Source organism: Pseudomonas sp. TJI-51 (assembly GCF_000190455.2).
Taxonomy (GTDB): Bacteria; Pseudomonadota; Gammaproteobacteria; order Pseudomonadales; family Pseudomonadaceae; genus Aquipseudomonas; species Aquipseudomonas juntendi.
This window is the reverse complement of the sequence record NZ_AEWE02000003.1, coordinates 78,483-93,885: the sequence shown is the minus strand read 5'-3', so window position 1 is coordinate 93,885 and position 15,403 is coordinate 78,483. Positions and strand designations below refer to the sequence as shown.

Below are 15,403 nucleotides of genomic sequence, written 5' to 3'. Positions count from 1 at the left end.
ATAGAATCTCCCACAGGGATCGCAGCAGGGCTGCCAAGCAGCCCCCGGGGCGCGTCAGGCCGCGACCTCACTGTGCGGCTCGAAGCTGTCGGCCCTGGCCAGCTGCCACATGCGCGAGTAGAACTGGCCATCCACCTCGCCGGTGAGCAGCTCGCCCGGCTTGAGGAACACATGCATCTGCGAGAACAGCTTGATCTCGGTGGCCGAGATGCGGCGCACCAAGTGCTTGGCCTCCAGCTGTGCCGGGTGCTCCAGGCCAGCCGCCGCCAGCATTTCTGCCAGCGCGCGCAAGGTGTTGTGGTGGAAGTTCAACACCCGCTGGGCCTTGTCCGGCACTACCAGTGCGCGTTGGCGCAGCGGGTCTTGCGTGGCCACGCCAGTGGGGCATTTGTTGGTGTGGCAGCTTTGCGACTGGATGCAGCCAATGGCGAACATGAAGCCGCGCGCCGAATTGGCCCAGTCGGCGCCAATGGCCAGTACACTGGCGATGTCGAAGGCGCTGACGATCTTGCCGCTGGCGCCCAGCTTGATCTTGTCGCGCAGGTTCAGCCCGACCAAGGTGTTGTGCACGAACAGCAACCCCTCACGCAGGGGCACGCCAATGTGATCGGTGAATTCCACCGGCGCCGCGCCGGTGCCGCCTTCCTTGCCATCGACAACGATGAAATCCGGCAGGATACCGGTCTCCAGCATGGCCTTGGCGATGCCCATGAACTCCCACGGGTGGCCCAGGCAGAACTTGAAACCCACCGGCTTGCCGCCGGACAGTTCGCGTAGCTGGGCGATGAACTGCATCATCTCGATGGGGGTGGAAAAGGCGCTGTGCCGTGATGGCGAAATGCAGTCTTCGCCCATCAGCACGCCACGGGTCTCGGCAATTTCCTCGGTGACCTTGTGCTTGGGCAGGATGCCGCCATGGCCAGGCTTGGCGCCCTGGCTCATCTTCACTTCGATCATGCGCACCTGCGGGCTACGGGCTTGTGCGGCGAAGCGCTCAGGGTCGAAACGCCCGTCCGCGGTGCGGCAGCCAAAGTAGCCGCTGCCCAGTTCCCATACCAGGTCACCACCGTGTTCACGGTGGTACGGGCTGATGCTGCCTTCGCCAGTGTCATGGTGGAAGTTGCCCAGTTTGGCGCCCTGGTTGAGCGCGCGGATAGCGTTGGCGCTGAGCGAGCCGAAGCTCATGGCCGAGATGTTGAAAATCGAGGCCGAATACGGCTGGCTGCACTGCGGCCCACCAATGATGATGCGGAAGCTGGCCGGGTCGGCCAACGGCGCCGGGCGCATGGAGTGGCCAATGAACTCGAAGCCGGACTGGTACACATCGATCAAGGTGCCGAACGGTTTGTCGGAAGCTTCGTTCTTGGCCCGGGCATACACCAGCGAGCGCTGCGCACGGGAGAACGGCAGTGCGTCGCTGTCGGACTCCAGCAGGTACTGGCGGATCTCCGGGCGGATGGCCTCTACCAGGTAGCGGATGTTGCCCAGGATGGGGTAGTTGCGGCGCACGGCGTGGCGCTGCTGCAGCAGGTCGAACAGCCCGATCAGGCTGAGAACGCCGGCGGTCAGGGTGAAGGGCCACAGCCATTCATGCTGGCTGAAGGGCAGGCTCGCCAAGGTGAACAGGACACAGGCGGCGAAGAAGGCATAGCGGCTGAGAAGTGACAGGCTCATACGGGGTCCTTGCGATGGCGCGGTCAGGCTCAGGGCCTGGGGGCAAACCCCGACCATAGCCAAGTTGCCGGGCGCTGCAAATTAAAATCGGGGTAGCGAAAATCATTCTCGCCACGCCAAGCCTCAGCAGCCCTGGCCCATGCTCGGCAAGGCAGGCTGTTTACGGTGCCCCGCGCAGCAGCTTCTGTCGCCAGCTTTCCTGCTCGTGCGCGGGCGCCTCGCTCAGGTACACAGGGCGCCCGGCCACGCGCTTGGCCACTGGCACGCCGTCGCGGTACAGCAGGCGGTTGCCGCTCACCGCCGGCACCTTCACCCCCGGCAGCAACGAGCCGATCAGGTTCAGCGGGTCACTGGCACTGACCACCTGCAGTGCGCCGTCCGCCTCGCGCCGGCGTACCTGGCGCAGCAACCCGACCGCCTCCGGCAAGGCAAATTGTTCACCGGCCAACCCGGCAATGAAGCGCCCCCCGCGGATCTCGCCGCGTGCCTCCAGCCGGTGGTAGCAGCGCAGCAGTTCCCGCCACGGTGGCAGTACATCGCTCTCGCGCTCCAGCAGCCGCCAGCACACCACGCCATAGCGCCTTAGCAGGGCGTGGGCGATGTGCTCCAGGCGCTGGCTGTCATCCGCCGTGCCTTGGCGCAGCAATGCCCAGCGCCCGGCATGGGACATGCTGCTGGACAACGGTGCATGGCCGCGCCGGCGGGTGCGTGAAGCGCGTTTCGCCGCCGGGGCGATCAGGCTGCGCAGGCCAGTGAAGCTGTCGGCACCTACCAGGCCGGCACCCACCAGTTCCTGCAACGCTGTTTCCAGTTCGCTGGGCAGCAGGCGGGCATCGTGGATCAGTTCGTCGAAGAACAACGCGCCCTGAGCCTGCAGCACCTCATGTACCCGCTGCGCCCGTGCGCCAAGGCTCTGTACGGCAGGCGCGGGCGCCAGGCTGCGCCACAGCCCCAGGTGCTCCCGAGGCAGCAACACCAGCGGGGTGCTCGACAAGGTGCTGCCTGAGCGGCTCGCGGCCAACCGGCTCCAGGCGAATTGCCCGCTGCGGCACGCATCATCGAGCCAGTGGGGGCTGTAGTCGTGGATCCGTGCGGGCAGCAGTTCGGCCTCCCAGGCTGCGGCTGCACTGGGGAAGCCCTGCAACTGCCCAAGCACTTCGGCTACAGCCTGCGGGCCACGCAGGCGCGTGTCAGGTGCCAGGTGCTGCCAGTCGAACAGAAAACGCATGAAGTCCTGCAGGCTGACCGGCTCGATTTCGCGACGCAAGCGCTTGACCGTGTAGCGGTGGATGCGCGCCAGCAAATGGCGTTCGCACCATTGCAGCTCGTTGGCGGCCGGGCTGAAATAGCCGCGCAGCACATAACCTTCGGCTTCCAGGCGGGCCAGGGCCTGTTCGACTGCCTGCGGCGGCATGCCCAACGGCGCGGCGATCTGTACCAGCGTCTGTGGGCCATGGGCGCTCAGGCGGCCACGCAGCAGTTCGCCCAGGGCATTGTCGGGCTCGATGGGCTGGTCGAAGCCAGGCAACTGTTCCAGCGCCGGTTCGAGGGGCGTCGCCGGGTAGATCGCCTGCAGCAGGTTCAGGCGCTCGCGGGCCAGCCACAACTGCTCGCGGGGCAGGCGCAAGGCGCGGCCGGCCTTGGCCAGTTGCCTGAGGAACAGGTTCCAACCAGGGTTGGCGCTGACCTGCGCCTGGCTGATGGCGCCCAGGCTCATCAAGGTTTCGTGCATTTCGTCGCTATTGCGCGGCTGCGGCCAGGCCTCGGCGGCCACGGCAGCGATGGCGTCGGCGTCCAGTGCGCCCAGGTCGTCACTGCTGTGCACCTCGTTCCAGCGCCGGTTGAGCACCGCCTGGGTACGGCGCTCTTCCAGCGGTGCGTCGTCGAGGAATGTATAAGGGCGGGCATTGAGAATGGCCGATGCCAGCGGCGATGGCGCAGGCAGGTCGCGGCACAGCAGGCGTACCGCCCCGCTTTCCATGCGCCTCAACAGGGCCAGCCAGCCCGTGCAATCCAGGGCCTCGTGCAGGCAGTCGTCGAGGGTCTGCTCGACCAGCGGGTGCTCGGGTATCTGCCGCTCGCCGGCGATATTTTCCAGGCAGGCGATCTGGTCGGGAAACACCGCGGCAACCAGGTCTTCGCTTTTCATGCGCTGGATTTGCGGCGCTACTTTGCGCCCGCCCACGAAGCGCGGCAGGGCCATGGCGACACTGGCGTTCCAGCGCCAGCGCACACCGAACAGTGGCGCTTCGAGCACGGCCTGTATGAGGAGGGCTTCTGCGGTGCCGCTTTTCAGGTAACGCCAGACCTCGTCGAGGTCGAAACTGTGGCTGGTGGACAGCGACAGCACGATGGCGTCCTCGCTGGCGGCCGCCTGCAGTTCGAAATTGAAGGTGCGACAGAAGCGTTTGCGCAAGGCCAGGCCCCAGGCGCGATTGATGCGGCTGCCGTAGGGCGAATGGATGATCAGCTGGGTGCCGCCGGAGGCATCGAAGAAACGCTCCATCACCAACGTTTCCTGCGAGGGCAGGGCACCGAGCACGTCGCGGGTACGGGCCAGGTAGTCGAGCAACTGCTCGGCGCAGTCTTCGCCCAGCTCGAACGTACCCTGCAACCATGCCGACACCGCGCGGGTATCGCCGTCGGCCAGCGTCAGCTGCTGGTCAAGCTGTGCCTGCAGCCTGGCCACGGCCGCGGACAGTTCGTCGCTGCGGCCAGGCGCCTCGCCGAGCCAGAACGGAATGGTGGGCGGCAGCCCTTGGGCATCCTCCACCCGAACCCGGCCCGACTCGACGCGCAGGATGCGGTACGAGGCATTGCCCAGCTGGAAGATGTCGCCTGCGATGCTCTCCACCGCGAAGTCTTCATTGACGCTGCCAATGTTCAGCGCCTGCGGCTCCAGCAATACGCTGTAATCGGCGTTGTCCGGAAGGGTGCCACCGCTGGTCAGCGCGGTCAGCTGGCTGCCGCGGCGGCCCCGCAATGTGCCGCTTACCGCATCGCGGTGCAGGTAGGCACTGCGTACGCCCTGGCGGCCGTTGTAGCCCTCGGCAAGCATGCGCAGCAGGGCCTGGTAGTGCTGCTGGTCGAGGTGGGCATAAGGTGTGGCCTGGCGCAGGCAGTCGAACAACGCCTGTTCGTGCCACGGCTGGTTGCAGGCTTCGGCGACGATCTGCTGGGCCAGCACGTCCAGGGGCGCCCGGGGTATGTGCAGCGCCTCCAGTTCCCCCCGGCGTACGCAGTCGAGCAGGGCCACGCACTCGATCAGGTCGTCACGCGATGTCGGGAACAAGCGCCCTTTCGGCACGCCATCGACCTGGTGGCTGGCGCGGCCAACCCGTTGCAGGAAGGCGGCAATCGAACCCGGCGAGGCAACCTGGCAGACCAGGTCGATGTCGCCAATGTCGATGCCCAGCTCCAGTGAAGCGGTGGCCACCAGTACCTGCAACTGGCCGTGCTTGAGCCGTTGCTCGGCGCTCAGGCGCAGCTCCTTGGCCAGGCTGCCATGGTGCGCGGCCACGGCATCCTTGCCCAGGCGGTCGCTGAGGTGGCGGGTGATGCGCTCAGCCAGGCGCCGGGTGTTGACGAATACCAGGGTGGTGCGATGCTCGCGGGCCAGGGCTGCCAGGCGGTCGTAGACCAGGCCCCAGACATCGGTGGCCATGACCGCCGCCAACGGTACCGGCGGCAGCTCGATGGCCAAGTCGCGTGGCCGGGCATGGCCAATATCGACAACCGCGCAGGGCCGGCCGCTCCCGACCAGAAACTGCGCCACCCGCGCCACCGGGCGCTGTGTGGCAGACAGGCCAATACGGCGCAAGGGCCGGCCTGCCAAGGCCTGCAGACGTTCCAGGGTCAGTGCCAGATGCGCCCCGCGCTTGTTGCCGGCCAAGGCGTGGATCTCGTCGACGATTACCGTATGCACGTTGCGCAGGCCTTCACGACCAGACGCCGAACCCATCAGTACATACAGGGATTCAGGGGTCGTGACCAGAATGTGCGGTGCCAGCTTGCGCATGGCGGCGCGTTCTTTTTGCGGGGTATCGCCGGTGCGCACGGCGGTAGTGATGCGGGGTGCAGCCAGGCCCTGTTCTGCCAGGGCCTGGCTGATACCCTCAAGCGGGGCTTGCAGGTTGACGCGGATGTCATTGGACAGCGCCTTGAGCGGCGAAACATAGACCACCTGGGTCTGCGCCGGCAGCTGACCCTGCTGCGCCAGGCCCTGGCAGAACAGTTCATCGAGCACGGCCAGGAACGCGCTCAGGGTCTTGCCCGAGCCGGTGGGTGCGGCCAACAGCATCGACTGGCCGCCATGGACCAAGGGCCAGGCCTGGGCCTGGGCATCGGTAACGGTTGCGAAGTGGCGGCCGAACCAGGTGCGTACGGCGGGGTGGAACAGTTCGAGCACCGGGTGCTGTTGGGCGGGCAGGTTCATGGGTTGGTTATGGAGGGGCATGGGCGCTTTGGCAAGGGGCCGTTCGTCTGGCCGGCACACCCGACAATGGCCTTGTCAGCCCAAGCGAGCCCGTGGGATCCTCCCCGGCCATTGTTGCCAGCGAGTTCAGCCCATGCCCAATACCATTCGCATCGCCGCCGCCCTGTTGCTCGACCCGCAGGGGCGCACCTTGCTGGTGCGCAAGCGTGGCACCGAAGCCTTCATGCAGCCGGGGGGCAAGATCGATGCGGGTGAAACGGCGCTGCAGGCACTGGTGCGCGAACTGCACGAGGAATTGGGCCTGCACATCGACCCGGCCCAGGCCGTGTACCTGGGCCAGTTCAGTGCCACGGCCGCCAATGAGCCCGGCTTCGAGGTGCAAGCCGAGCTGTTTCGAGTCTACAGCGCCGCTGCCGTGGTCCCGGCGGCAGAAATCGAGGAGGTGGTATGGCTGGCTGCAGATCAGGCGCCAGACCAGCCACTGGCGCCCTTGACCCGCGACCTGATCCTGCCGCTGTACCGCCAGTTGTTCAACGCACCGCGCTGACGCCGTCGAGGGTGGCGAAGGAGGTGTCCTTGGCGGTCAGCAGAAAGTCGCGCATGTACGGCGCATCGAGCATGTCGGTGCGCACAGCGGCGTAAAGCGTGGCAAACAGGCCTTTCTCGCCCAGGCGCTTGCCTTTCACATAACCCCGCGCGCTGTACTCATGCAAAGCCCAGTGCGGCATGCCGCACACCCCCCGGCCGCTGGCGACCAGCTGCATCATCATCACGGTCAGCTCCGAGGTGCGCACGGCGGCCGGCTCGACGTCGGCCGGCTCCAGGAAGCGGGTGAAGATGTCCAGGCGGTCGCGCTCCACCGGGTAGGTGATCAGGGTCTGGTCGAGCAGGTCCTGGGGCACGATATACGGCTTGCTGGCCAGCGCATGCTGGTTGGCGACCGCCAGCATGGCTTCGTAGGTGAACAGCGGCACGTAGGTGATGCCGGCCAGGTCCACCGGGTCGGAGGTCACCACCAGGTCAAGGTCACCACGGGCCAGGGCTGGCAAGGGTGCAAAGGCGAAGCCGGAGGCCAGGTCCAGCTCGACTTCCGGCCAGGCATCGCGGAACTGGTCTATGGTCGGCATCAGCCACTGGAAACAGCTGTGGCATTCGATTGCCATGTGCAGGCGCCCGGCGGTACCGCCGGCCAAGCGTGCGATGTCGCGTTCGGCACCCCGTAGCAACGGCAAGGTGGCATCGGCCAGTTGCAGCAGGCGCAGCCCGGCGCTGGTAAAGCGTATCGGCTTGCTCTTGCGTACGAACAGCGGCAGGCCCAGGCGTTCTTCCAGCTCCTTGAACTGGTGAGACAGCGCCGACTGGGTCAGATGCAGGCGCTCGGCGGCTTCCACAAGGCTGTCGGCCTCGCGCAAGGCATGAAGGGTTTTCAGGTGGCGGATCTCCAGCACTGCTGACTCCGGGGTGTGAATGGGGTGAACGAAGCAATGAGTTGAGTTTCGCTCATGTTGGCAACGCTGTCGACTGGGCGTAGCGCCGCACCGCCTGCGGCTGGCCCCACACCCACTGGGGCCCGAATAATCGCGCCGTAGGCGCTTCACACCGTTGTTGAGGTCAACCGAGGCCGTATTTTTTGACCTTGTCGAACAGCGTGGTCTTGGCCATGCCCAGCTCCTGGCTGGCCTGGCTGAGGTTGCCGCCGGTGCGTTGCAGTGCATCGCTGAGCAGGTTGCGTTCGAACGCCTCCACCGCCTCGGCAAAGCCCAGGCCTTGGCTGGCCCCCCCGCTGGGCCCTTTCTTGAACGCCGGCAGGCCCAGGGCGTAGCGTTCGGCCACGTTGCGCAGTTCCCGCACATTGCCTGGCCAGTCGTGGGCGAGGAGGCGGGACAAGGTCTGGCTGTCCAGGGTCGGTGTTTCCCGATCGAAGCGCAGGGCCGATTGCTGCAGGAAGTGCTCGAACAATTGCAAGATGTCTTCGCGGCGCTCGCGCAGCGGTGGCAGCTCCAGGGTCACCACGTTCAACCGGTAGTACAGGTCGCTGCGGAACTGACCGCTCTGGCCCAGGCTATCGAGGTCGGCCTTGGTTGCCGCAATCACCCGGCAATCCACGGCAATGCTCTGGTTCGACCCCAACCGTTCCAGGGTGCGCTCCTGCAAGACGCGCAGCAGCTTGATCTGCAGGTTGATCGGCATGCTCTCCACCTCGTCGAGGAACAGCGTGCCGCCATTGGCGTGTTCGATCTTGCCGATACGGCGCTTGCCGGCACCGGTGAAGGCGTTGGCCTCGTGGCCAAAAATCTCGGTCTCGAACAGGTTTTCCGGCAGGCCGCCACAGTTCAGCGCCACGAAGGGCTGGCCCTGGCGACGGCTGAAGTCATGCAGGCAGCGTGCGACCAGTTCCTTGCCGGTGCCGGTCTCGCCCTCGATGAGCACGTTGGCCGAGGTGTCGGCCACATTGGCAATCAGCTCGCGCAGGTGCTCCATGGCCGGCGAGCGGCCGATGATACGGCCTTCCAGGCTGCTCTGTTCGGCCAGCTGGCGGCGCAAGGCAACCACTTCGCGCGACAGCCCCCGTTGCTCCAGGGCGCGGCGCACCACGTCGACCAGGCGTTCCGGGGAGAACGGCTTCTCCATGAAGTCGTAGGCACCATTGCGCATGGCGCCTACGGCCATGTCGATGTCACCGTGGCCGGTGATCAGTACCACAGGCAGGCTGCGGTCGCGGGCCTTGAGGCGGTTGAGCAGCTCCAGGCCGTCGATGCCGGGCAGGCGGATATCGCTGACGACGATACCAGCGAAATCGTCGCCGATGCGCTCCAGCGCCTGCTCGGCACTGCCCACACCTTCGCAGGCGATGTCCTCCAGGGCCAGTGCCTGCTGGCAGCCGAGCAGCACATGCGGGTCGTCTTCGACGATCAGGACGGTAAGAGGCGCTTGGTTCATGGGTGCTCTGCCGATTCGTTAGGGGGCGAAACCAGGGGCAGGGCCAGGACGAAGGCGCTCCCGCCGGTGACGGGGTGCTCGACGTTGAGGCTGCCCTTGGCCGCAGCCGCAAGGCTCGCCGACAGGGTCAGGCCCAGGCCCAGGCCGTGTTCGCCCGGTTTGGTGGTGAAGAACGGTTCAAACAGGTGCTTGCGCGCCTCGGCGTCGATGCCGTGGCCATTGTCACGCACCTGCAAACGGTATTTGTCGCCCTGCACTTCGCCCTCCAGCCACAGTTCGGGCTGTGGCTGCGCAGCCATGGCATCGAGGGCATTGCCGATCAGGTTGACCAGGATTTGCTCCAGGCGGGTCTGGTCGATGGCCAGTTGCTGGTCCTCGTAGTGGTTGTGCAGCTGCAATTGGCAGGCGCTGATGCGGTTGCCCAGTACTTGCAAGGTGGCTTCTATCGCCTTGGCCAGGGAAGCCTGGCCACTGTCGTCGCTGCGCCGGGCGAACGAGCGCAGGCTGGCAGTGATGCGGCCCATGCGGTCAATCAGGTCGTTCATGGTGCGCAGGTTGGTGCTGGCGGTTTCCAGCGCCCCGCGTTCGAGGAAGCGCACCGTGTTGCCAGACAGCGTACGCAAGGCAGCCAGCGGCTGGTTCAGCTCGTGGGCGATGCTGGTGGACATCTGCCCGATGGCTGCCAGCTTGCCGGCCTGCACCAGCTCGTCCTGGGCGTGGCGCAGCGTTTGTTCGGCGTGCCGGCGCTCGCGAATCTGGCCTTTCAGGCGTTCGTTGCTGGCACGCAGGTCGGCGGTGCGTTCGGTAATCCGTCGCTCCAGCTGGCTGTTGGCTTCCTCCAGCGCCTCGCGTGCGGCCAGGCGGGTGGCGATGACTTTGCGCCGCTCGTTCCAGGCGATGCCGAGGATGGCCAGCAGGGCGAAGGCGACCCCCACCAGAATGCCCTGGACCATGGATTCGCGGCGCAGGTCCTGCAGCGGGGTGAGCAGGGTGAAATGCCAGGGCGTGTCGACCAGCCGGCGGGTCTGGGCCAGGTAGGCCACTTCGTGGGGCTCGCCGTGGGCAGTCTCGCTGTTGGCGGGGAAGGTCAGTTTTTCCACGCCATCGGCCAGGGTCTCGCGGGCCAGGGGCTGCAACTCGTTCAACGGCCACCAGTAATACTGCAGGCTGCGCGCCAGCCGTTCCTTGGTTTGCGCGGTCAGCGGGCGTACCGACTTCAGGCGCCTGGCAGGGTCGCTGGAAAGGATGATGATGCCGTTCTCGTCGCTGACGAATGCCTCCAGGCGCGCCCGCTGCCAACGTTCTTCCAGGGTATCCAGGCGTACCTTGATCACCGCCACGCCAATGATCTTGCCGTGTTCCTCGAGCCCGTGGGCCAGGTAGTAGCCAGCCTCGCCCGTGGTGCTGCCGATGCCGTAGAAGCGCCCAGGTTCGCCGCGTACGGCAGTCTGGAAATAGGCGCGGAACGACAGGTCTTCGCCCAGGAACGAATCGGCATCGCGCCAGTTGCTGGTGGCCTGGACCCGGCCATTGGTATCGAGCACGAAAATTGCCCGGCTGCGGCTGCGCCGGTTCAGGCCTTCGAGGTATTCGTTGACCGCCTGGCGCGAACCGCCATCCGGGTCGGTGAGCAGGTGCGAGACGCTGTCTTCCAGCTCCAGCAGGCTCGGCAGGTAGGTGTATTTGCTGATCTCGCTTTCGACCGTGCGCGCGTGCAGCTCCAGCTGGCGTTCACCGTTTTCGCTGAGGGTGCGAATACCGTTGCTCTCGCTGATCAGGTAGCCAGCCATACCCAGGCCGACCATCAGCAAAATGATCAGTGGTGGCAACAGCAATTGGCGGAGCAGGCGGGATTTCACGGCAGGCTTGGCAGGGAGAAGAAGCGAAGGATCGCATTTCATCACAGTGGCCTTGTCACGACCAGCGCCTGCTGCCCGATTGGGCAGCGGCGCCGACCGGTTCAATGAAGCAAAATCAGTGTTGCAGGATCTTGCTGAGGAAGTGCTGGGTGCGTTCGTGGCGGGCAGTCGGGTCGCCGAAGAACGCCTCCTTCTGGCAGTCTTCGATGATGTGGCCTTTGTCCATGAAGATCACGCGGTTGGCCACTTTGCGGGCGAAGCCCATTTCGTGGGTCACGCACATCATGGTCATGCCCTCGTGGGCAAGCTCCACCATCACGTCCAGTACTTCGTTGACCATCTCCGGGTCCAGCGCCGAGGTCGGCTCGTCGAACAGCATGACGATCGGGTCCATCGACAGTGCACGGGCAATGGCCACGCGCTGTTGCTGGCCACCCGACAGCTGGCCCGGGTGCTTCTTGGCATGGGCGCCAAGGCCGACGCGGTCGAGCAGGGCCAGGCCTTTCTTGGTGGCCTCCGCCTCACTGCGGCCCAGTACCTTGCGCTGGGCGATGGTCAGGTTTTCGGTGATGCTCAGGTGGGGGAACAGTTCGAAGTGCTGGAACACCATGCCCACCCGCGAACGCAGCTTCGGCAGGTTGGTCTTGGGGTCGGCGATCGAGGTGCCATCGACCACGATATCGCCCTTCTGGAACGGCTCCAGGGCATTGACGCACTTGATCAGGGTGGACTTGCCCGAACCCGAAGGGCCGCACACCACCACCACTTCACCTTTCTTGACCTCGGTGCTGCAGTCGGTCAGTACCTGGAAGTCCCCGTACCACTTGTTGACGTTCTTGATGGAAATCATACGGTGATCCTTTTTTGCAGGCGCTTGACCAGCCACGAAGCGGAGAAGCTGATGAGGAAGTACACGACCCCGGCGAAGATCAGGAACTCATGGGAGCGCCCAATGATGTCGCCGTTGGAGCGTGCCGAGTTGAGGAAGTCCACCAGGCCCACGGTGTAGACCAGCGAGGTATCCTGGAACAGGATGATGCTCTGCTGCAGCAACAGCGGGGTCATCTTGCGAAACGCCTGCGGCAGGATGATCAGGCGCATGGTCTGGCTGTAGGTCATGCCCAGGGCCTGGGCGGCGCCCATCTGGCCCTTGGAGATCGACTGCACACCGGCGCGGACGATTTCACAGAAGTAGGCGGCTTCGAACATCATGAACGCCACCACGCACGAGGTGAAGGCACCCACCGGGGTGTCCTCGCCGGTGATCCAGCGCAGTACGAACGGTACCGCCAGGTAGAACCAGGTGATCACCAGCAGCAGCGGGATCGAGCGGAAATAGTTGACGTAGGCCCCGGCCAGCCGCGACAGCAGCTTGCTCGATGACAGCCGCATGAGCGCCAGGATGGTGCCCAGCACGATACCGCCCACCACGCCCATGACCATCAGTTGCAAGGTCATGAGCATGCCTTCCCACAGGGCGGGCAGGGCCGGGATGATTTCGCTGAAATCCATGTCCATTTACTTGCCCCCCACGGAAATCAGGCCAGGCACGGCGACTTTCTTCTCGACCATGCGCATCAGCAGCATCAGCCCCATGTTCAGGGTGAAGTAGATCAGCGTGGCCAGGGTGAACGCCTCGAACAGGTTGGCGGAAAATTCGGCGGTCTGTTTGGTTTGCGCCAGCAGCTCCATCAGGCCGATCAGCGATGCCACCGAGGAATTCTTGAACACGTTGAGAAATTCGGAGGTGAGCGGCGGAATGATGATCCGGTAGGCCTGGGGCAGCAGCACGTTGGTGTAGATCTGCGGCAGGCTGAAACCCATGGCGCGGGCCGCGGATTCCTGGCCGCGCGGCAGCGCCTGGATGCCGGTGCGCACTTGCTCGCAGACACGGGCGGCAGTGAACAGGCCCAGGCAGATGACCACACTGATCAGCGCCGAGGTGGTCGGGTTGAGGTCTTGCTTGAACCATTCCTGCAGGCCTTCGGGCAGCAGGTCTGGCACCAGGAAGTACCAGATGAACAGCTGCACCAGCAGCGGCACATTGCGGAACAGCTCCACGTAGATGGTGGCGATGCCCGATACCAGGCGGTTCGGCACGGTGCGCATGACGCCGAGCACCGAGCCCAGCAGCAAGGCGATGATCCAGGCGGAGATGGCGATGGCGATGGTCCAGCCCAGGCCGGTGATGTACCAGTCGAGATAGGTCTCGCTGCCCACGCCGGTGGACTTGAAGAACACGCCCCAGTCCCAGTTGTAATTCATCGGGATTTCCCCTCAGACGGTTGTTTCACGGGCACCTTGGAACATCCGGGGGCGCTGGGCGCCCTCGGATGAAAGGTTAGACACTAATGAGTGGCCTGCAGGGTTTGATTCGTGCTGTCGAGCACCAGGCCGTTATCTGAGGATCAGGACTTCTTCTCGTCCGCGGCCTTGTCGGTAGGCTCGGCGATCAGTTTCTTCAGCTCATCGCTCATCGGGAACTGCAGGTTCAGGCCTTTTGGCGGGATCGGTTGCTGGAACCACTTGTCGTAGCTCTTGTTGACTTCGCCCGACTTGAAATAGGCAACGATGGCATCGTCGACCGCTTTCTTGAACGCCTCGTCACCCTTGCGCACCATGCAGCCGTAGATTTCATAGGACTGCGGGGTACCGGTGATGACCCAGTCTGCCGGCTTGCGCGCCTTGGCCATTTCACCGGCGAGCAGGGCGTCGTCCATCATGAAGGCTACGGCGCGGCCGCTTTCTAGCATGTTGAAGGCTTCACCGTGGTCCTTGGCGGAAATCACGTTCATCTTCATCTGCTTGTCGGCGTTCATCGCCTTGAGAATGCGCTCAGAGGTGGTGCCAGCGGTGGTCACCACGTTCTTGCCAGCCAGGTCCGGGAAGTCCTTGTATGCAGGTTGACCGTCCTTGACCTTGGTCAGCAGGCGGGTACCGACTTCGAAGATGCCGACCGAGAAGCCGACTTGCTGCTGGCGCTCGACGTTGTTGGTGGTGGAGCCGCATTCCAGGTCGACGGTGCCGTTTTGCACCAGCGGGATACGGGTCTGCGAGGTGACCAGGTTGTAGCGGACCTTGATGTCCGTACCCAGTTGTTTTTTCAGGGCATCGACGACAGCCAGCTGAATGTCATGCGAGTAGCCCACGGGCTCGGGTTTGCCGGCCAGGTAGGAAAATGGAATGGAAGAGTCGCGGTGGCCCAGGGTGATGGTGCCCGAGTCCTTGATCTTCTTGAGGGTGCCGGTCAGTTCTTCGGCCATGGCTGGCGAAGCAATGATCGCAGCGGCAATGGTGGCGCCCAACAGATGACGAACGATACGCATCAAATTTTCCTCGACGTGTTTGTTTTTTTTATGGAGCCGTTGGCGGACTCTTTCGTTCAACGAATACAGCGAAGCGCTGTGCATTCGATTGAAGAGTGTAGAGCATGAGTCGTGCCAAACGGGTTTGACGAGCAAAAAACCTGATCGTCCGGGCGCTCGGGGCCCTGGCGGAGTGCGTCTACCTCGGGCTTTCGTTCGGTTTTCCGAACTATCCTGGTTGCTACGGTCGGAAAACCGATTGTTTGCCCGGGCGGGCTCGCTGCAGGAACCCAGGTTGGGGCTATGGGTGTACCTCAGCCTCTGGCCGACGCCTTGTTCGAGCGCTTGGCCGGTACGGCCGAGGCACAACAACGGATGCGCTGGCGCGTCATCTACGACGCGTTAGGCGCAGAGCGTGGCGCCGCCGACCTGTTTCGGTTTCTGGCGGACTTCGCGGGGGCGGAAGATTTCGACCTGGCGCCGGCGCGTTACCGCGCGCGTATCTGGCGCATTCTGGAGTTCTGCGAGCAACATGAGGCTGTGCGTGTGCGCCTGTTCGCTGAAGCCGGTGGCCCAAGGACGTGTGAAGACCGGCTGCTGTTGACGTTGGAGCAGCTTGAACTGAGTGTAATGGTGGAGCGCGCGGTAGGCGGTGAGCCGGCGGGGCTGGAGGGGCGTTTATGGCGTCTGGGGCGTTCGCTTTGGCGCCTGGACGAAGTCGACCGGCTTGCCGTGCGCCATATCGAGCGCCTGCGTGCGCAGCGTACGGTCGGCGTGTATGAGGTCGAGACGCGGCTATATTACCGGCTCAAGCTGAGTGGCCCCCTGGACCTGCCCCTTGAGGACGATGAGATGCACTACCCAGGGTTTGCCCATGTCACCAGCAGCGACCTGCTGCGTGCTCGCGACCAGATACTGGCAAACGAAACACCTGAGCAAGTGATCGGCTCCCTGGCGCAGCGGCCGTTCTGGGAGGTCCATGCCCGCGAGCGCCACCCGGCGCGCTTCGAGCACGTACTGCAACCGCTCAATGTTCGGATGGAGAGCCTCGAAGGACAGGTAAGCCAGGGGCAGATCGACGACTGGACCTTCGCCCTGCGTTGCAAGGCCCTCAAGTACGAATACGAGCAGGCCGAGCGACGCTTGCTGCTAACCCTGGCGCAGGAGCTGCACAGCAGGCTTTGAGCCTG

The 15,403-nt window shown here is 64.6% G+C and carries 11 protein-coding genes; 2 read left to right on the top strand and 9 right to left on the bottom strand.

Annotated elements, in window-relative coordinates; all coding sequences use genetic code 11:
* Nucleotides 1-54: 54 nt before the first annotated feature.
* Nucleotides 55-1,674: an FMN-binding glutamate synthase family protein gene (locus G1E_RS00910; RefSeq protein WP_047149552.1), complete on the bottom strand. Its 1,620-nt coding sequence runs from the start codon at nt 1,672-1,674 to the stop codon at nt 55-57.
* A gap of 160 nt (nt 1,675-1,834) precedes the next feature.
* Nucleotides 1,835-6,109 (bottom strand): DEAD/DEAH box helicase, encoded by a 4,275-nt coding sequence (locus tag G1E_RS00905; RefSeq protein WP_047149551.1) that lies wholly within the window; start codon nt 6,107-6,109, stop codon nt 1,835-1,837.
* Nucleotides 6,110-6,242: 133 nt separating this feature from the next.
* Here G1E_RS00905 and G1E_RS00900 point away from each other — a divergent pair, with 133 nt between their 5' ends.
* Nucleotides 6,243-6,656, top strand: a complete 414-nt coding sequence (locus G1E_RS00900) for an NUDIX domain-containing protein (RefSeq protein WP_047149550.1) — start codon at nt 6,243-6,245, stop codon at nt 6,654-6,656.
* Here the strand turns inward: G1E_RS00900 and metR are convergent.
* From metR to G1E_RS00865, 7 genes are all read right to left on the bottom strand, one after another.
* Nucleotides 6,640-7,557: a transcriptional regulator MetR gene (metR, locus tag G1E_RS00895; protein ID WP_009684539.1), complete on the bottom strand. Its 918-nt coding sequence runs from the start codon at nt 7,555-7,557 to the stop codon at nt 6,640-6,642. The genes G1E_RS00900 and metR overlap by 17 nt on opposite strands.
* A 163-nt stretch (nt 7,558-7,720) precedes the next feature.
* Nucleotides 7,721-9,049: a sigma-54 dependent transcriptional regulator gene (locus tag G1E_RS00890; RefSeq protein ID WP_009684540.1), complete on the bottom strand. Its 1,329-nt coding sequence runs from the start codon at nt 9,047-9,049 to the stop codon at nt 7,721-7,723.
* Nucleotides 9,046-10,950 (bottom strand): ATP-binding protein, encoded by a 1,905-nt coding sequence (locus tag G1E_RS00885; RefSeq protein ID WP_009684541.1) that lies wholly within the window; start codon nt 10,948-10,950, stop codon nt 9,046-9,048. Before G1E_RS00885 ends, G1E_RS00890 begins: the two co-directional genes overlap by 4 nt.
* Nucleotides 10,951-11,023: 73 nt before the next feature.
* Nucleotides 11,024-11,758: an amino acid ABC transporter ATP-binding protein gene (locus G1E_RS00880; protein WP_009684542.1), complete on the bottom strand. Its 735-nt coding sequence runs from the start codon at nt 11,756-11,758 to the stop codon at nt 11,024-11,026.
* Nucleotides 11,755-12,426, bottom strand: coding sequence for an amino acid ABC transporter permease (locus tag G1E_RS00875; RefSeq protein ID WP_009684543.1), 672 nt, complete (start codon nt 12,424-12,426; stop codon nt 11,755-11,757). Before G1E_RS00875 ends, G1E_RS00880 begins: the two co-directional genes overlap by 4 nt.
* Complete coding sequence (locus tag G1E_RS00870) at nt 12,427-13,173, bottom strand: amino acid ABC transporter permease (protein ID WP_009684544.1); 747 nt, start codon at nt 13,171-13,173, stop codon at nt 12,427-12,429.
* 143 nt (nt 13,174-13,316) lie between these two features.
* Nucleotides 13,317-14,234 (bottom strand): glutamate/aspartate ABC transporter substrate-binding protein, encoded by a 918-nt coding sequence (locus G1E_RS00865; RefSeq protein WP_009684545.1) that lies wholly within the window; start codon nt 14,232-14,234, stop codon nt 13,317-13,319.
* A 282-nt stretch (nt 14,235-14,516) separates the two neighbouring features.
* Between G1E_RS00865 and G1E_RS00860 the strand changes: the two genes are divergently transcribed.
* Nucleotides 14,517-15,398, top strand: coding sequence for an NEL-type E3 ubiquitin ligase domain-containing protein (locus G1E_RS00860; protein ID WP_009684546.1), 882 nt, complete (start codon nt 14,517-14,519; stop codon nt 15,396-15,398).
* The last annotated feature ends 5 nt before the right edge of the window (nt 15,399-15,403 follow it).